The organism is Hymenobacter sp. M1-2, from assembly GCF_057808495.1.
Genome location: NZ_JBTYZO010000002.1, coordinates 350,651 through 369,189, shown reverse-complemented (window position 1 = coordinate 369,189; position 18,539 = coordinate 350,651). Strand labels below are relative to the sequence as shown.

Annotated in this window: 15 protein-coding genes; 4 read left to right on the top strand and 11 right to left on the bottom strand. The window is 55.7% G+C overall.

Annotation, left to right across the window (positions count from 1 at the left end; genetic code table 11):
- Nucleotides 1-5: 5 nt before the first annotated feature.
- From ACYSMN_RS03690 to ACYSMN_RS03660, 7 genes are all read right to left on the bottom strand, one after another.
- A complete protein-coding gene (locus ACYSMN_RS03690) occupies nt 6-899 on the bottom strand; it encodes an alpha/beta hydrolase (RefSeq protein WP_488922488.1) in 894 nt (297 codons plus the stop codon).
- 101 nt (nt 900-1,000) lie between these two features.
- Nucleotides 1,001-1,834, bottom strand: coding sequence for a phosphosulfolactate synthase (locus ACYSMN_RS03685; RefSeq protein WP_488922487.1), 834 nt, complete (start codon nt 1,832-1,834; stop codon nt 1,001-1,003).
- Between the two features lie 162 nt (nt 1,835-1,996).
- Nucleotides 1,997-3,394 carry a tetratricopeptide repeat protein gene (locus ACYSMN_RS03680; protein WP_488922486.1) on the bottom strand — a complete coding sequence of 466 codons (1,398 nt, stop codon included), beginning with the start codon at nt 3,392-3,394 and terminating at the stop codon, nt 1,997-1,999.
- 202 nt (nt 3,395-3,596) lie between these two features.
- Nucleotides 3,597-4,613: an NAD-dependent epimerase/dehydratase family protein gene (locus tag ACYSMN_RS03675; protein WP_488922485.1), complete on the bottom strand. Its 1,017-nt coding sequence runs from the start codon at nt 4,611-4,613 to the stop codon at nt 3,597-3,599.
- A gap of 62 nt (nt 4,614-4,675) precedes the next feature.
- Nucleotides 4,676-5,446 (bottom strand): tyrosine-protein phosphatase, encoded by a 771-nt coding sequence (locus ACYSMN_RS03670; protein ID WP_488922484.1) that lies wholly within the window; start codon nt 5,444-5,446, stop codon nt 4,676-4,678.
- Between the two features lie 23 nt (nt 5,447-5,469).
- Nucleotides 5,470-7,950 (bottom strand): GumC family protein, encoded by a 2,481-nt coding sequence (locus ACYSMN_RS03665; RefSeq protein WP_488922483.1) that lies wholly within the window; start codon nt 7,948-7,950, stop codon nt 5,470-5,472.
- Nucleotides 7,951-8,007: 57 nt separating this feature from the next.
- On the bottom strand, nt 8,008-8,820 hold the full coding sequence (locus ACYSMN_RS03660) for a polysaccharide biosynthesis/export family protein (RefSeq protein WP_488922482.1): 813 nt from the start codon (nt 8,818-8,820) through the stop codon (nt 8,008-8,010).
- A gap of 340 nt (nt 8,821-9,160) precedes the next feature.
- On the opposite strand from ACYSMN_RS03660, the gene ACYSMN_RS03655 reads away from it, so the two are divergent.
- From ACYSMN_RS03655 to hpf, 4 genes are all read left to right on the top strand, one after another.
- Nucleotides 9,161-10,300, top strand: coding sequence for an acyl-CoA dehydrogenase family protein (locus tag ACYSMN_RS03655; RefSeq protein WP_488922481.1), 1,140 nt, complete (start codon nt 9,161-9,163; stop codon nt 10,298-10,300).
- Nucleotides 10,301-10,452: 152 nt separating this feature from the next.
- Complete coding sequence (gene rpsU / locus ACYSMN_RS03650; protein ID WP_488922480.1) at nt 10,453-10,650, top strand: 30S ribosomal protein S21; 198 nt, start codon at nt 10,453-10,455, stop codon at nt 10,648-10,650.
- Between the two features lie 147 nt (nt 10,651-10,797).
- The gene (locus tag ACYSMN_RS03645) at nt 10,798-11,685 is read left to right on the top strand and encodes a tyrosine-type recombinase/integrase (protein WP_488922479.1); all 888 of its coding nucleotides are present in this window, start codon (nt 10,798-10,800) and stop codon (nt 11,683-11,685) included.
- Nucleotides 11,686-11,723: 38 nt separating this feature from the next.
- Nucleotides 11,724-12,023 (top strand): ribosome hibernation-promoting factor, HPF/YfiA family, encoded by a 300-nt coding sequence (hpf, locus tag ACYSMN_RS03640; protein WP_488922478.1) that lies wholly within the window; start codon nt 11,724-11,726, stop codon nt 12,021-12,023.
- A gap of 166 nt (nt 12,024-12,189) precedes the next feature.
- Here the strand turns inward: hpf and metK are convergent, their stop codons facing one another.
- From metK to ACYSMN_RS03620, 4 genes are all read right to left on the bottom strand, one after another.
- On the bottom strand, nt 12,190-13,452 hold the full coding sequence (metK, locus tag ACYSMN_RS03635; RefSeq protein ID WP_488922477.1) for a methionine adenosyltransferase: 1,263 nt from the start codon (nt 13,450-13,452) through the stop codon (nt 12,190-12,192).
- Nucleotides 13,453-13,704: 252 nt separating this feature from the next.
- Complete coding sequence (locus ACYSMN_RS03630) at nt 13,705-14,943, bottom strand: hypothetical protein (RefSeq protein WP_488922476.1); 1,239 nt, start codon at nt 14,941-14,943, stop codon at nt 13,705-13,707.
- 64 nt (nt 14,944-15,007) lie between these two features.
- Complete coding sequence (locus ACYSMN_RS03625) at nt 15,008-15,910, bottom strand: hypothetical protein (protein WP_488922475.1); 903 nt, start codon at nt 15,908-15,910, stop codon at nt 15,008-15,010.
- Nucleotides 15,911-15,988: 78 nt separating this feature from the next.
- Nucleotides 15,989-18,457 (bottom strand): prolyl oligopeptidase family serine peptidase, encoded by a 2,469-nt coding sequence (locus tag ACYSMN_RS03620; RefSeq protein WP_488922474.1) that lies wholly within the window; start codon nt 18,455-18,457, stop codon nt 15,989-15,991.
- Nucleotides 18,458-18,539 lie beyond the last annotated feature (82 nt).

Sequence of the window (18,539 nt, the reverse complement as noted above, 5' to 3'; positions counted from 1 at the left end):
AGTACCTAACGCCCAAGCAAAAACCGCAGTGGCACGGCTACGCGCTGCTGCCAAGCGGCCTCGTTGTGGGCGGCGCCTTCGTATTTGCGGGTTATCCAGTTTCTGGTGGTGTAGCCGGTGGCGCGAAGCAGACTATCGACGCGCTGCTGGTGCGGCTCGTACCAAGCATCGAGGGTGGTGGTGCCGTAGTCGAAGTAGAGGCGGGGTTTGGGGCGGGGCGGCAGCCAGATTTGCAGGTAGCCGAGCATAGCGGTGGTGAAGTCCGGCGTGTTTTCCTTGAGGCTCACGGGCCAGTGCGTGGAAAGGCAGGCCGCGCCCCCAAACACCCGCGGGTACTCTAGCGCCGCGTACAACGAAACCAGGCCGCCCATGCTACTGCCCGCCACAAATGTATCCTGGCGCCGTGGGCTGGTGCGATATTGCCGGTCGATGCGCGGCTTCAGTTCCTGCACGATGAACTTCAGATACTCATCCGACAACGGCGAGCCAGGACGCTCCTGCTCCAATTTGGCGCGCGCCGCGGCTGGCATGGCGGCGTACGGCTTAGCCGGCACGTATTCCCGGAAGCGCTGGTCGGTGTTCCAAATGCCAACTACGATGCAGGACCGGGTTTGCTTTTGGCCGATGAGTTGTGTTAGCACGCTGTCCACTTCCCAGGCCACACCGCCGAAAGCTTTTTTACGCTCGAATAGATTTTGGCCATCGTGCATGTAAAGCACCGGGTACTGTTTGCCTTGATCGTAGCCAGACGGCAGCCACACGTCTACCTGCCGCGGCTTCACGAACTGCGAAGACACCTCACCCAACTGTTCGAGCCGGGCGGGCGAGGCCGGCTTTTGAGCCAAAACAGCCCAGGCGCCTAACACAGCGGGCAACAACAGAAGCAGAGGTAGTTTCATGCGGGAGGTTACAGCCAGACGTCCCAAGATACAGCCTTATTACACGCATGCGGGCGGCTCAAAACGAACCGCCCGCGTGTGCAGACAAAACGGTATCTCTACTAGCCGCGCGGCATGGAGGTGCCGGGCCGACCGGGTGCTTTCACTTCGGGCTTGAACACCTCGTCCACGTTGTCCATGTCGAGGAATTGGGTGAATGTGTCGCCGCGCAGACCGAGGCGGATGGTTTCCAGGCTCACGATTTCGTTGGGTGCAATGTTGCCCAGGTTCACGTTGGCACCCAGCAGTTTGATAAACCACACTTGCTGCGCCTTCTGCGGAGCTTCCCACAGAATCTTCTCGAACGGAATCTGAGTCAGGATTTCCTCCACCAGACCCGAGCGTACTTCACCCGTGCTACGGAACAAACCGACGTTGCCGGCTTCGCGGGCTTCGCCAATCACCTTCAGCGCCCCGGCTTCCAACTCAGTTCTCATCTGCGAAATCCACTTGTAGGGCGGAATGATCTTCTCCGCGTCCTTGGACCCTACCTCGCTCAGCACCTTCACGTCCTTGGCCAGTGTGCTGATGTATTCGAGCTTTTTGTCGTGCACCAGGTCGATGGAACCGTCGGATACTTCGGCGTATTCCATGCCGTATTCGTCCAGCAGCCGGCGGTAATCATCGAACTGGTTGCGGATGATGAAGGCCTCAAACAAAGTACCGCCGAAGTACACCGGAATATCGGCCTCCTTGTAAGCAGCCAGCTTGCGCTTAAGATTGGGGGTCACGAAGGACGTGGCCCAACCTAGCTTCACAATGTCAGTGTATACCGCGCCAACTTCCAGGAAGTCTTCTACCTCCCGCACGCTCAGGCCCTTGTCCATGACCATAGTGAAGCCCTGTTCACGCGGCTTGGCGGTGCGCTCGGGCAGTTGCGACAAATTGTAATTCATACAGTTGAAAGCTTGGACTTGGGGTCTGAGTTGCCGTTCGAAGTTTCAGACCCAGAAAAAAGCAACTCGGCAAAAGTAGGCGAAAAGGTTGGGCACGAAAAAAGGCTTGGCAACTCAAGCTCGGCCGCAGCCAAGTCCGTGAGTTGCCAAGCCTTCTACACTCTACTTGCGGTACTGGTCAATCAGCCGTGCCAGCGCCTTCTGCGACTCTAGCTCCGGGAAGTACTCGAACAGCAGCCGGTGCTTGTCGAAGTCCAGCGTCAGCGCGTTTTCCAGCGTTTCGTAGGCTTCGCGGTAGCGGCCGGCGGCCAGCAGATAGGCGCACAGACGGTAATGCAGTTCGGCTTCTAGAGGCTGTATTTCCACAGCGTTGCGCATCAAGTCGATGGCGCCCTGAAAATTGCCTTGTTCATACAGGATTATGCTCCAGTTCAGCCAGGCATCTTTGCTGTCGGGCGCTACTTCGGTAGCTTTTTCGTAGGCTTCCAGCGCACTCACCACGTTGCCTACTTGGTACTCAGCGGCAGCCAGTGCCAGCCAATACTCGATGCTCTCTCCGTAGATGTTTGTGGCTTTGCGGAAGAAGTGAATAGCCTCGAAATACCGTTCCTGCTCGTTCAGAATGATGCCGATGCCAAACCACGCCTCGTCTATGTCGGGATCCAGGTCGATGGACTTTTGGTAGAAGCGCCGGGCGGTATCCCACTCGCGCAGTTTCTCGTGGCACTCGCCAATGTTGCACAGCGCTTCGGGGGTCGGCTCGCCTTCCGGGTAGCTCAGCTCAAACTCCCGAATAGCATCCCGGTACCGTTCCTGACTCACGTAGGTGCTGGCCAGGTACGTATGCGCTTCGTAAAACTTGGCGTCGATGAGGATGGCGTAGTCGAAGGCAGCGGCAGCCTGTTCGTACTGGCCCAAGCGGTAGTACGCCTGCCCTAGGTTGTACCACGCCACCGTCGAGTACGGGTCGTCGTCGGTGAAGCGCTGGAAGAAAGGCAAGTTCTCTTCCAGCCGTTCGCTCACCTCTAGGCAGTACAGCAGTTCCTGCACCGCCACGTCGTTGTCGGGGTTGAGGCGCAAGCTTTTCTTGTAGTATTTGGCCGCGCTCTTAAACTTCTGCCAACTCTGGTAGGCCAGCCCCAGATTGAAGTAGATGTCGTCACGGTCGGGAGCGTGTTCTGCGGCTTGCAGAAAAAACGCTACCGCTTCCGAAAACTCGCCTTTCTGAGTGGCGATAATGCCACGGGTCACGGCCACGTCAGGGTTGTCGGGGTCGAGCTGAGCTACGTTTTCGATTTGGGTGCTAGCGGCGGTGTACTCGCCTTTCATGGCCAGCACCTGCGAGCGGTCAATCAGCAGTTCGGTGCTAAACGGGTACTGGGCAATGGCAGCTTCGCAGGCTTGCAAAGCCTTATCGTACTGCGTGTTGGTGGTATAATGGTCAATGATATTCTCGAAGTCGGCCAGGTCGAAAAAAACAGGCTCGTTCTGAGCCACCATTCGCTCGAAACGGCGCACGGTGTCCAATACTTCATCCCGGTCCTCAAAATTTTCATTCATTCTCATGCAGCTACAATCAAGTACCGGTCCGTCAAAACGGCAGCCCCGGCAGGCTTTTTCAGGCCAATTTCTTCTTCGGAAGGTATCTGGCCTAAGATACAACAACCGCACCGGACGCCCGCAGGTTCAGGGCCTAGTCAGCATCCGGTAATAGCGAGGAGTTTGAGAACCAGCATTGAAGAATCGCGTCAGTTTTGAATACCTAGACAGCACGCTTCTCATTCTTCGTTCTCAGCTCCTGGCAGCACCATTCTATCGTGTCTTCAACGGGACGAAACGGAATACTGGTGACCTGTTGCACTTTTTCGGCGCGGTAAACGATGGGGCGGCGGCCAGCGCGGGCCGTGTCTTTGGTGATAAGTGGCCGGGCCCCGGTTACCAAGGCGCGCAGATGTTCCAGCCGCCAGATACTTTCCGCCGCCCAGTCGGGTACGGCTACTGTGGGTGGCTTCTTACGGAAACAAGCGGCAGCCCGAGTCAAAAAGTCACGCAACGGTAAACTGCCCGCGCTAAGCACGTACCGTTCCCCAGAAATATCAGTGTCCAGCGTGAGGTGCAGCATCATGGTTACCACGTCGCGCACATCCACAAAGTTGACGCTGCCAGGAGTGTAAAACGTATGCTCTTGCCAGGCGTAGCGAAACAGTCGGGTGCTGCTCCGTTGCCAGTCGGCGGGACCTAGTATCACAGAAGGGCACACCATCACGGCTTGCAACCTTTCTGATACGCCACGCCATACTTCTAACTCTGCTAAATACTTAGATGTGGCGTAAGCACCGTGTTCAGCGCCTAGGTCCCATTTGCTATTTTCGTCCAGCACCTGCGCTGTATCGGGCGTCGTGGCCTTGTCTTCTGGCGTCGTGCCGCCACCCCCAAGCGCCGCCACCGATGATACTTGGCAGAGCCGAACCCCAGGACGGTCCAGGCAGGCATCAACCACGGCGGCGGTGCCTTCTACATTCACTTGCAGCAAGGCTTCTTCGTCCTGAGGCGCGTACGATACGAGTCCAGCGCAGTGGAATACGTGCGTTACGCCCTGCATAGCCGCCCGTAGCAGCGTGGTGTCGCGCAGGTCGCCTTCCACCCATTCTATTACGCCCGCGCCTTCTAGCTTGGGTATGTGCTTCCGATAGAGAGCCCGCACCGGCAGCCCCCGCGCCACCAGCGCCGGAATCAGGAAACTACCTATCAGGCCGCTGCCACCGGTGACGAAGATCATAGGGTTGCTTGTTCGATTTGTCGAATCACTAAATGAGCTGCGGTTTATCAGCTATTCGCTCTTTACAACGTGTTGTTCAGGAGCGGCAAAGCCAGCAACTTCCGCATGTACTCCGCGGGCAGCGTTTTATCGCGCAGTGTACTGACATGCTTGAGGTTGTGGGCATCGGTACCAACCAAATCAACCAGGCCAGCATCAATAAGCCGCTCGGCAATCTTTTTGGCCCCCGCCGAATAATAGCCAGCCAGAGAGTTAAGATTCAGCTGAAGCAGCGCCCCGTTTTCGCGTACTTTCACGAGGTCATCGAAGCGACCGTAGAAATAAGTGTAGCGCTCCGGATGAGCTAGCACCGGCTGGTAACCGAGGCTCTTGAGTCGGAAGACCGTTTCGGCCAGATTGAAGGGCTCGTTGATATAGCTCGTTTCGAAGAGCAGATACCGGTTTTCTCCACCAAACGAGAGCAGCTCGTCCTCTCGGTCGAGGCGCCGGCCAAACCATTCATCCAGATAGTATTCGGCCGCACATTCCAGCTCTACATCCGTGATACCCGCTTCCGTAGCGGCTTGCTGCAGCGTATCCAACGCCGCCCGGATGCCTTCGGGCGTGTTCTTGTAAAAGTCGCCCATGATGTGGGGCGTCATGATGAGCTTGCGGTAACCCAGCTCCCGCAACGACTTCAGCAACTCCACTGAGTGTTCTACCGTTTCGGCGCCATCATCGAGACCAGGCAGCAGATGGGAATGCATATCGGCGCCCAATACAGTCAGCCCTTCTACAGGCAGTGCTGGCTGCGTAGTCCGCCCCCCAAACAGCTTCTGAAAGAAAGAGGCCATGCTATAGTATGGGGTGAAGCACTTTACGAAAAACGTTTCCGCAGGCGCGTCAGCACACCCTCGGTCGGCTTGGTTTCCTCGTAGTAACCTTGGCCATAGCCGTAGCCGTAGCCGTAGCCATAGCCGTAGCCGTAGCCATAGAGGCCACTGGAGCTGGCATCGTTGAGAATGGTGCAGAGCCGGGTGAAATTGTTGGCTCGCAGCAGCTTGTTGATGTTTTTGAGGAAGGACTTCTTCGAGTAGTTGGACCGCACAATGTAAATCGGAATGTCGGCCTTGCGCATGATGAGGATGCCATCCGTCACGAGGCCTACTGGGGGCGTATCAATCAGGATTACATCGTAAATCTGATGAAGCTCGGCCAGCATTTCATCGAACCGGGAGTTGAGAATCAGCTCCGATGGGTTGGGCGGCGTAGGGCCGGCCGAAATGAAATCCAGCGTCGGGATGGAAGTATGTTGAATGCACTCCTGCACCGTGTGCTTCTCAATCAGAATAGTGCTGACTCCCTTGACGTTTTCGGCGCCGAAAGCCAGGTTCACTTTGGGCTTGCGCATGTCCAGATCCAGAATCACGACACGCTGCTCCGACAAGGCGATGATACCTCCCAGGTTCACGGACACAAAGGTTTTCCCCTCGCCGGAAACAGTCGAAGTGACAGAAATAAGCCGCTTTTTCTTGGACGAGCTAATGAAGTCCAGATTGGTTCGAATGGAGCGGATGGATTCTGAAATAGCCGACTTGGGGCTTTTGTCCACCACCATCTTCGACACGGCCATCTTCTCTTTGTCGTAAGTTGGAATTACGCCTAGCACCGAGGCGCTGGTGGCGCGCTCCACTTCTCGCACGTTGGTTACGGTGTTGTGCATGAAGTAGCGCACCGCTATCAGTGCCAAGCCAAGCACAATGCCACCAGCTAGCCCAATAGCGTATACCATCAGCTTCACGGGCGAGATGGGCGCACCCGGCAGATTTGCGGGCGACAAAATCTGAAAGTCGGGCGTAGTACCGGCTTTGGCAATGTTGAACTCCACTTTCTTATCCATCAGCATCAAGTACGACTTCTCGTACAGCTCCAACGGACGATTGAGGCGTGCTAGCTCGGTAGCTTTCTGGGGCAGATTTTGCAGCTCCGAATTGAAGTTGTTGCGCTGCTTGTCTAGCGCAGCCAGCTGGGCGGCTAACAGCTCCTGACTTTGACGCAGCGTGCGGCGCAAGTTGCCTTTCACGTAGTCTATTGCTTCGCGTTGCTGCTGTACGGCTTCCGTCGTCTCCTTATAAGAGCGCGATAGACGACGCAAATTCCACTGCAACCCGTTGAGTTCAGTGAGTTGCTGGGAAAGCTGCGCATTTTCCAGCGTGGCTAGAGTTGGAATGCTTTGCTCCACGGTCAGGTCTTCGCGTGCGGTAAGCGTACCGCGCTCGGCCATTGCCGCTACCTCGTTCAGTAACCGAATTTTCTCGGCTAGCTTCAATCTTTCTTCTTCCTGCTTCTCTAGCCGCTGCGTAATTTCTGTGATGCTAGACCGGACATCGTACGTCTTGTTCTGCCGAGCAAAATCCTGCAGGTTTTCTTCAGCTACCGCTAGATTTTGGCGGTTTTCGGCTAGCTGCTGATCCAGGAACTGCAACGTCTGGGCGGTAGCAGCCTGCTTCTGCGCCAGCTTTTCCTGTAAGTATACCGTGTCAATCTTGTTGACAATAGCCTGAGCCTTAACCGGATTGAAGTCCTGAAAGGAAATCTGCACCGTGTTGGCGTTCGGGTTAACTACCTCTACCAGTAGGTTACGGTCGAGGTAGCTGTTGATGGCGCCGTCATCATTAATAGTAAAATGGTAACTGGCATCTGTTGCTGACGCGTTCAGCGCCGGAGTTGGCAGAATCCGCAATACCATTCCACCAATCCGGATGGGCTGGTTCAAGGAATAGTCGCCGCCTTGCTCTTGGCCACCCTGCAGATACGTCAGTCGGAACTTCTGCAAAGAGGTGAAGTTCAAGTTGAACTTTGTATTAAATAGAACGTCACCTTCGTGCTCCACCCGGAAGGGTGAAATGCCATACAATTCCGTTTCCAGCACGGTCCCCTCCACATAATAATTCACATCGAGGTCGAGTGAATCTTTAAGGCGGCGATAAATAATATTCGACTTAATGAGTTCTATTTCGCCCGAGAGCTGACTCATACTTTGCCGCTCCTCTACGTTAGCGCCCAGCGCGCCTCCTAAACCTAACTGCCCGGCTTCTGTCTTTTCGTCAATTTTCAGTAATGAGGAAGACTTATAAACGGGTTTGGTATAGCGAAGAAAAAGCCACGAGCCAGTCAGACCTAACCCGATAAGTAATAACAGCCACAACAAGCTGCGCCGCGCAACCAGTAAAAGGGTGTCGAAATCGATGCCGCCACCGTCGTCCTCACCGCTCTCTGGTTCTGGAGCAGCCGGGTTGCCTCCGCCGTTTGCATTGCGGATAAGCTCTTCTAGCTCAAGATTTTGGTTTAGGGCCATGTGAGGATTTAAGAATGCAACTCGTACGTAACCAATGAGGCTGTTGGTTTGGGCTTCTTACCGTACGATGCTGAAGATGATGGCAACAGCATTAAGCGCAATACCTGCCAAACTCAGTACGGGCCCTGCATCGTTCAACGCATCGTAGAAAGGCCGCCGTACCGGCTCTACGTAAATAATATCGTTTGGCTCCACTTGCAGATTAGCGCGGCGCATGCCGTTGATAGTCGTTAGGTCAATTTGCTCTATCTGAGGGTTTTTAAGGTCACCACGAATGATACGGATGTTGGACGCCTTGCCGCCAGAACGGTACAAAGAACCAGTTCCCGCGCCAGTACCATCAATACCACCCGCCACGGCCAATACTTCCAGTAGGTTCATGTTATCGTTTACCAAAGGCACCACCTTTCCACCCGGCGACCCTAGTACCACTACCCTGTTATTAGTTACTCGAGTAGTTACGAAGACTCCTTTATAGAATTCGCTGTAGCGAATCTGCAACAGGCTGTCAGCTTGCAGCAAGGTGAGTCCATTCACTTGTACTCGGTTCACTAGGGGCAATTTCACGGAACCATCGGTTTGCACCAGAAACTCAGATTCTCCGGCTTGCTGCGTGCTACCTTGAGTTGCTGCGTTAGGCTGCCCCACCGAGCTTAGCGTCCGGCTTCCGTTGGATCCGGTGGGTAGCAACCCGCCCGGCGCACCAAATCGCAGCTCTCCATTTGGGTCGATGATTCGCTCACCGTTGTTGGTATACACTCGCACTGCCAGCAAATCATTGACCTGAATGGTGTAGTTCCGGCTTACCCGGTTTACCACCCGCCGCAGCTTAACTGTATCCAACCCCTTACCATCGCTCAAGCGAAACATGACTCGCTGATTGTAAACTCGCTGTGAACAGGAAGACATCGAAGCAGCGAAGGATATGCACAGCAGCCAGAAGAAAAGAAGGCGGCGAAAAGCGGATGGGCGCATGCAGACGGACGGAGCCGAAAAAGTGATAGAATGGGCCTTGGCAAGGTCCCGTTCACAAAGGTTCGTATTCTCTAAAAAACCTTCAAAGTTAACCTAATTGACGGTCCCTTTCAAAATAACCCCTCCCGGCCGTAATTCTATACTCGTGTGTGGACTATCAAAATCGTACTTTCGCGGACCCAAAACCGGGTCTATCCGGTTATGCTCTTATTCCCACCAACTTCACTCCCCGCCCATGGAACTGGTAGCCACCGAAAATCAGACGATGATTGCCCAGATGGTGCGCGACTTCGGCGCGCAACACATCAAGCCCCACATGATGAAGTGGGACGAAAGCCAGGAATTTCCAATTGAAGTATTTCACAAATTGGGTGAGCTGGGCCTAATGGGCGTGCTCGTGCCGCAGGAATACGGGGGTGCCGGCTTCGGCTACAACGAGTATGTTACGGCTATTGCCGAGTTGGCCAAGATCGATGGCAGCATTGGGTTGAGCATGGCCGCTCACAACTCGCTCTGTACCGGCCACATCTTGCAACACGCATCCGAGGAACAGAAACATAAATATCTACCCAAGCTGGCCTCCGGTGAATGGATCGGGGCTTGGGGCCTGACTGAGCCTAACACGGGCTCCGACGCTGGCAACATGCGCACGGTGGCCGTAGAAGACGGCGACTATTTTGTTCTCAACGGCGCCAAAAATTTCATCACCCACGGCAAGAGCGGCAACGTAGCCGTCGTTATTGCGCGCACCGGCGAAGTGGGCGACTCCCACGCCATGACGGCCTTCATTATTGAGCGGGGCACGCCTGGCTTCGCGACAGGCCGCAAGGAAGATAAGTTAGGAATGCGCGCTTCCGAAACCACGGAATTGATTTTCACCGATTGCCGCGTACCCAAAGAAAACGTTATCGGCAAAGTTGGCGAAGGATTCATACAGGCGCTGAAGGTGCTGGATGGCGGCCGTATCAGCATTGCGGCGCTTAGCTTGGGCATTGCGCAGGGCGCTTATGAGGCTGCTTTGCAGTACTCCAAGGAGCGGCAACAGTTCAACCAGCCCATCAGCAATTTCCAGGGCATTAGTTTCAAGCTGGCCGATATGGCTACCGAGATTGAAGCCGCCAGCCTACTCACCTACCGCGCCGCCGACATGAAGGACCGTGGACTGAATGTAAACCAAGAGTCGGCTATGGCGAAGTTGTACGCCTCGGAAGTATCGGTGCGGGTGGCCAATGAAGGATTGCAGATTTTCGGGGGTTACGGTTACACCAAAGACTATCCGGCCGAGAAATATTACCGCGACGCCAAGCTGTGCACGATTGGCGAAGGCACCAGCGAAATTCAGAAGCTGGTGATTGCGCGTACGCTGCTTAAGTAAGCAGGGCTAGCTTGGGTTGATTGGTTGAACTATACTGATTTTGGCCTAGCACGTAGCAGTTAGCCAAAAATCTGTGTAATCCGTTTTTAATCTGCCGAATCCGTGGCTATCTTTGCGGCCCTTCGGAGAAGAAATCTCAACCTCACAGACATATGATCATCGTACAAATCAAGGAAAACGAGTCGGTTGACCGCGCACTCAAGCGTTTCAAGAAGAAATTTGAGCGCACGGGCGTACTGAAGGAATTGCGTCGTCGCACGTTCTTCCAGAAGCCGTCCATCACCAACCGCAAGCAGAAGCAGAAGGCCATCTACAAGCAGGTGACCTACGGCAACGAAGGCAACGCCTAGCGTTCTGCTCGATTCCGGATTGAAAGCCGGCTGATGCTCCTCCGTGGCGCGTCGGCCGGCTTTTTCGCGTCCTTTATTTTTTGATTTTTTTCTTCCCCCAAAACCCATACATTGGTTATCCGGCCCTAGCGGTCGGCTCTCTACTGTATGGATTTATTTTTCAACTACCTACGAACGGAACGGCGCTATAGCCCGCACACGCTGCTTTCGTACCAGACCGATTTGCGGCAGTTCGCCGACTATCTTAAAGTCACTTACGAGCTTGATAACCCCGCACAAGCCGACCATACGCTAATTCGCTCGTGGGTGGTGACGCTCATGCAGCAAAACCTGGACCCGCGTACCGTGAACCGCAAAATCGCGTGCCTGCGCTCCTATTTCAAGTTTCTACTCACGACGGGTGTCGTTAGCCGCAACCCTATGCTGCGCATCAAGGCCCCCAAAATGGCCAAGAAGCTGCCCGATTTTGTGCCTGAAGACAGCCTAAACGGTCTGCTTAATTCCTTTGAATTCCCAGACACCTTTGCTGGAGTGCGCGACCAATTGGTACTGGAACTGCTTTACGGCACGGGTATTCGCCTTTCGGAACTGATTGGCATCCGGCCTGACGATGTAAGCCTGCCCGGCCGTACGGTGCGCGTGACGGGCAAAGGCAACAAGCAGCGTATCGTGCCCCTGAACCCTACGTTGCTAGTGGTGCTGGAAAGCTATATAGCTGCCCGCAAACGCGAGTTTGGGTTCGAAGGCAACACCCAAACGGCCCTCCTCGTTACGGACAAAGGTGAACCGTTGTATGAAAAGCTAGTCTATCGAACCGTGAAGCACTATTTGAGTCAGATAACTACCGCCTCGTCGCAGCAGCACCCGCACGTGTTGCGCCACTCCTTTGCCACGCACCTGCTCAGCAAAGGCGCCGACCTAAACGCTATCAAGGAATTGCTCGGCCACGCCAATCTGGCGGCCACCCAGGTGTACACGCACTTGTCCATCGACAAGCTGAAATCCGTTTTTGAACAGGCCCATCCGAAGGCCTGAGTTGTGTTCCTTTTTTTACCTCCCAAACCCTCTACCCGATGAAAGTACAGACGCATTCGGTGCATTTTGACGCCGACCAAAAACTGCTCGATTTCATCCAGAAACGCCTCGACAAGCTCGAAACTTTCTATGACCGCGTCATAGAAGGCGAAGTGATTCTGAAGCTGAATAATAAAGATGGTATTGCCAATAAAACTGTAGAAGTAAAACTTCTCGTGCCGGGCGCCACGCTATTTTCGCAAGAAGACGCGCCTTCATTCGAAGCCGCCGCCGATGCGGCCACGGACAGCCTCAAACGCCAAATCACGAAGTACAAGGAGAAAGTAACGAGCCATTAATTCGTGAGATCTTAGACCTGAGAACTAAGACAGCCACAAGGCTCTAAACAATCTCTTCTCAGGTCTAAAATCTTACTTCTAAGCCTCAATCCCTTTAAACAGAAAGCCCCACCTGATAAGTCAAGTGGGGCTTTCTGTTAGGCTATGTGTTCAGGCGAAGCGCAGATTACAGCGCAAACTCGGCTTTGATTTTGTCTACGTAATCTAGCTTCTCCCACGTGAACGTCTCCACGGTCCGGGTTGCGCCATTGGCATCCTGCACCTGCTTGGTGCCGGGCTGCCGGCCCATGTGGCCATACGCCGCCGACTCACTGAAAATAGGGTTGCGCAAGCCGAGGCGCTGCACTATGGCATAAGGACGCAGATCAAAAAGGTGCTGCACTTTCTCGGCAATCTGGCCGTCAGTGAGCTTGTGGCCGTTGCCGTTGCTGGCTTTGGTGGTGCCATAAGTGGTTACGAATAGGCCTACAGGCTCAGCCACGCCAATAGCGTAGGCCACCTGTACCAGCACTTGATCGGCCACACCAGCGGCTACCAGATTTTTGGCGATGTGGCGAGCAGCGTATGCCGCCGAACGGTCCACTTTCGAAGAGTCCTTGCCGGAGAAAGCGCCGCCACCGTGAGCCCCTTTGCCACCGTAGGTATCCACGATGATTTTGCGGCCGGTTAGGCCCGAGTCGCCGTGGGGACCACCGATGACGAACTTGCCGGTGGGGTTGATGTGGTAGGTGATGTCGTTGGTGAAGAGCTGTTGTACTTCTTCGCTCAACTGCGACTTCACGCGCGGCACCAGAATGGTTTTGATGTCGTGCTCGATTTGCTTGAGCATGGTTTGCTCATCCTGGTCGAACTCGTCGTGCTGCGTGCTGACGACGATGGTTTCGATTGCCTCGGGCGTGTTATCGTCGGCGTAGCGGATGGTTACCTGGCTCTTGGCATCGGGGCGCAGGTAAGTCATTTCTTTCCCTTCGCGGCGAATTTTCGACAGTTCTTGCAGCAGGCGATGCGAAAGATCGAGGGCCAGCGGCATGTAGTTGGCGGTTTCCTTGGTGGCATAACCGAACATCATGCCTTGGTCGCCAGCACCTTGCTCTTCGTCCTTAGCACGCTCCACGCCCTGGTTGATGTCGGCCGACTGCTCGTGCAGGCGGTTCATCACCTCGCAGGTATCGGCGTTGAAAAGGTATTCGGGCTTGTTGTAACCGATGCGGCGGATGACTTCCCGCACAATGGGCTCGGCCTCTACGTGCGCCGTCGATTTGATTTCGCCAGCCACGAGGGCGAAGTCGGTGGTTACGAGGGTTTCGCAGGCTACTTTGGCAGTAGGGTCCTGGCGGAGATACTCGTCGAGAATAGCGTCAGAAATCTGGTCAGCTACTTTATCGGGGTGGCCTTCCGAAACAGACTCGGAAGTGAACAGGTACGGCATCAGCTTTTTAGGTAGAGTACGCGAGGGGCCGGCAGCCCCTGCCCGGCTTTTGTGCAGGGCCACAAAGCTACTATTTAGTTGGGAGTTGGCAGCTATTCGTTTTCAGTGGGACAGCCTAAGCGCCCTGTTGTAAGGCCGCACCTAGCGTGTTGCTGGGTTGATTTGCTGCATTGAGCGGCGTTTTTTGCTCTCGTATTGCAGTAAGCTTTGCGCTAAGCGAACATCAGAACATGTCTTTACTTAGATGCAGCATTAGGAGAAAGGACCATACGACAGCACCTGGTACGCGTGCCACCCCAAGGCAGCCAGAAGCAATAGCACGCGCTTCGCTGGCAACTGCAAACGAGCCACCCCTGCCGCTCCGAGGCATAGCAGCAACGGCTGTAAAGTGAAAGTCAGTCGCTCATTATAGTAGCCCAACGCCAACAGAAAACTGGCAAATAGTACCAGCAGCGCCAGTGCATCTTTCACCAATGGCGTTACTTCTTCTCCACCCCGCCTTACTATCAGCCACAACAACAGTACCGCCACCAGCAGCACTATAATTCCGCGCAGTGTACTTACAAATTCCAGCGCTTTATTGCCAACAGTACCCAGGAATTCGCTTGGTGTTGTTTGCGCGGCTTCAAGTATCCACACGAGTTGGTGGTAGCGCACTACTTCGTGGTTGTAATAGGCCACGCCCCGCAGCTTCAGCACCAAAATCCAGCTCAGGGTGGGGAGCACAAAAAACCCCACGACGCCGCACACCAACAGCCACTCAGACTGACGAGGCCAACGGCGGCCAAGCTGTTGCCACAAGGCATAGAGCAAAACCGGCAGCACCAACACAAAATTGCCGTAGAGCAGCGGCAGAATGCCAGTTAGGAGCGCCCACCAGAACCACCGCCGGGGCTGCGGAGGGTGCTGCCGAAACCAGTGCAGCAGCCACAGGCAAAAGAGCGGGGTGAAAAAGCAAAGCATCTGCTGGTGAGCCGTCCAAAAAAACGCTTTTACAATGGGGCTGGATGCCAGAAATGCCAACAGACAATAGACAGTCAGCGAATCAGTAGGACCGGCGGTGATAGGATGGTAGAGCCGCACGAATAGCAACAAAGCCCCCAGCAACACACCAAAGTTCAGCAACACAAAAGCTGGGTAGAAACCAATGAGTGCGCAGTCCGACAAGGGCACATCTGGTCCAACTGCGGCCCGTACGGCGGCTTCGTCTACTACAAGCGGTAGCACGGCGCGCAACGGATAGCCCACGGCCGTGCCTAGCAGCACATACAACGGGCGCGACTGGCGTTCCTCGTTCTGCTGCAACAATCGGTGGGGCTCTTCGGCCGCCTGGATGTAGCCGTAGGAATCTTTGTTGAGAATGAAACCCGCTTCCTTACCCAGCGGAATATAGAGCCCCCAAAACTCATCGAGGGTCTGGGGCGGCGGCGAGAACAAGAAGGATAGCGCGGCAGTCAGAAGTAGTGCCGCGCATAGGAAAAGGTGCTTCATGGTATAGCAAAAAAGCCCGTGAGCATTACTCACAAGGCTTTTCTTCACGGAATGCAGGAAGGCACTAGCTGTTAACCGGCGCGGTGCGGTAGCGGCTACGCAGCTCCGCGCAACGCTGTGCCGACACCCGCAAGTGGGTTACTACATGGGTAGTAGTTTCCGAGCTTTTTCCTTTGTCATCAAACTTCAGAACCACGTTCTCCAGGGTCAGAAAAGCGCAGTCCGCATCGTTGGGCGCGCAGTACAGCTTGAGCCGAGCAAACATGGTTTCGGCATCGGCCGGGCAGGGAAGCAGAGTATCGAAGTCGTTGGCTTCGAGGGCCGCTTTGGTGGTAGTGGGGTTGTTGATGTGCGCCACCAGTACGGGCAGCACTTCTTCCTCAGCCCATTCGTTGGCCTTCTCGGAGAAAGGCTCAGTAGCCTGACTCCGGGCCAGCAGCACGGCCCCTCCTATGATAATAGCCGCTTCAATCAGCCAAATCAAATACAGAAAAATGCCCGACGGCGTGACGCCCATCAACGACCAGGAACCCGAAGCAGCCAGCTCGCTTATAGCGCTCAGCATGGTGCCGGGTTGCAACAGGATGGTCAGCATGGTGTCGGCGCTGAAGGAAGTTTGCGCAATGGAGGCGCGGCGCCCAAACGACTCCACGCTCGTCGTGTTGAACACGAGCGTTAAATACAACGCCCACTGCACGTACGACGCTATCAGGCCCACGCCTACCGCCAACGCGGTGGCCAGACCAGGATTGCGCAGCTTGCCGGCGCGCACCAGCCGGCCCAGAACCACGCCCAGAATTATCCCAAATCCTATGGTGAGTATGAAATTGACGTAGATAAAGGGAATGTACCAGACGGCGTACACGTAGACGAAAGCCAGCAGCACGGCCGCTATGGCGCCGGTGGCTAGTAGCAGCAGCACGCCGCCCACCGAAAATCGATTGGAAGGTTGGTAGTAGTGGTTCATAAAGAAAGAATGAATTGGAGTATACCCGACAGTATTGGGCCCCTAAACATACTTCTTTTCCTATAGCAAACCATACACTTATTGCCCGCCGTTGCTCCCATTTGTGGGCGGCTTCAAGTTGGTTTCAAACAGCTTCAAGATCCGCTTGTACTCATCGGTCCACGAGGCCGGCTCCACGAAGGCGTGGTCCTCGACCGGGTACACGGCCAGTTCCCAATTCTCTTTTTTCAGCTCGATGAGGCGCTGCGAAAGGCGCACGATGTCCTGGAAATGCACGTTGGTATCGACCATGCCGTGGCACATGAGCAAGGCACCTTTCAAGCCGCTGGCGTAGTTGATGGGCGACGAACGGGCGTAAGCCAGGGAATCGTTGTAGGGCTCGTTGAGGATGTTGTCCGTGTAGCCGTGGTTGTAGTGCGCCCAGTCCGTGACGGAACGCAACGCGGCGCCGGCACGGAACACGTCGGGTTGCGTGAACATGGCCATGAGCGTAATGAAGCCGCCGTAGGAACCGCCGTAAATGCCAATGCGCTGTGGACTGACGCCGTATTTTTCCGTGAGCAGCTTGGCGCCGTCTAGGTGGTCGGTGAGGTCTTTGCCACCCATATAGCGGTAGATGCCCGTCCGCACGTCGCGCCCGTAGCCCGCCGAGCCGCGGTAGTCGATGTCGAGTACAGTGTAGCCTTTCTCCACCAGCAGGTTGTGAAACATGTACTCGCGGAAATACTGGCTCCACCACTTGTGCGCGTTCTGCAAGTAACCGGCCCCGTGCACAAAAACCACCGCCGGACCCTGGGCTACGGCGTTGGCGGGGCGGTAAAGACGAGCGTACACATCGACACCGTCGCGGGCTTTTATGGTGATGATTTCGGGGTCGCGCCAAGGGTAGCTTTCAAACTCTGGCGTGGTGCTGTGCGTCAGCTGACGCATTTTCGCTTGGGGCTTGTTGTCCATCACGTACAGTTCCCAGGGCTTGTTGGTGTAGCTGTAGCGCACGACCAGCGTCCGGCCATCCGGCGACACCACCACATCGTGAGCGCCGGGGCGGCTGGTAATTTGCTGAAGCTTGCCCCCGTTCAGCGGGAGCTGGTAGAAGTGCTGTTCGCCGGGGTGGGTGGCGTTGGCGGTGATATACCACGTTTTCTGGTCGCGGCTGAGCTGGGCTTTCTGAATCTCAAACTTGCCGCTGGTAAGGGCTTTTTTCTGGCCGGTGGTTACGTCCACGGTGTAGAGGTGGCTGTAGCCGGTTTCCTCGCTCTGAAACCACACCCGACGGTTGTCCGGCAGCCAGCCCACGTTGCCCGCCTCGTAGCCAATACCGGGCCCGTTGATCCAGGCGTCGTCGTGCTGGCGGTCGAGTAGCTTGATTTTTTGCGTAGCTGGGTCCAGGGCCACAATCCACCGGTCCTTGTTGTCGGTGGCGCGCATCACCAGAAAAGCCCGTTGCCCATCTTCCGACCAATACGGCCCAAACGGCTGCACGCGGCGCAACTCGGTGGCAGGCTTAGCTTTGGTGGGCGCGGCGGCAGCTTTGGCCGAATCGGCAGGCTGGGGCGCTTTGGCGGGGAGTTGGTATTCCTTGCGGTAAGCGGACTGCTCATCAAGCCCCTTCAACTCCCGATAGCCGAGCACGAAGGTGGTGTCGCGGGCAATGTCGTAAAGTCCTAGCTCATAGGCAGTCTGCGGAGCGCCTACTTTCGTGCGAGTGGAAATATCTTCCGTGAAACCCGAAGCCGTTACGAAGCTGGGCACCAAGGCAATTTTCTCCGCCGCGGGTTCCTGCTCCAGCGTGTACGTCACGTAGCGTCCATTGGGGCTGAGTTGTAGATTGTCCACGGCTTGCTGGCCCAAGTAGATGGCTTTGGGCCGTAGCTTGGCTAGTGCTTTCTGCTGCCGTTCGCGCGCCTTCTGGTCCTGGTCGCGCTGCCGAATCACATCGAACAAGGCTAGCTGCTGCGCCCGCAGAAACTGCTCCGACTTGTCGGTGGGACGGGCATTAGCTGGTTTACTGCCCTTGCGAAAGTCGGTGCGTTGCGTGGTTTCGCCAGTAGCAGGGTCCCAGGTGTAGAGGTTTTGGGCACGAACGTAGCTCACAAGCTTGCCCCGCAAGGCAAAAGCGGGGCTAGTCTCCCGGTCGGCAGTGTTTGTAACGCGCCGCGTTTTCTGCGTTTTTAAGTCCAGCAGGTAGATGTCGCCGTCGCGCTCATAGATCTTGCGCGTGTAAGCAGCATCGTACTGGCCGACAGTGGTGGGCAGGGCGCGTTGCTCCCGCCAACTTACTTTGCGCGGCGTGGCCGTACCAGTGGAAACCACTTGGTAGAGCGAGTCGCGGCGGTCCTTGGTAGGGTTCCAGCTGAAGTAGATCCGGCGGCCGTCCTCACTCCAGGCCACATTCGAGGGCGAAGTGCCGAGCCACTGCGCCGGGTCGCGCATGATTTTTTCAACAGTGAGCGGGGCCAAAATGCCAGCCGGCGCGGGAGCAACGGGAGTTTGAGCCAACGCGGGAGTCGCAGCCACCAACAGCCCCAGAAAACGAAAATAATGCATCAACAAAGCTACTACGGCAGATTCAGGAACTACACAGACACACCCACCAATCGTACCGTTGCCGCCGTTGCGGTATAAACTG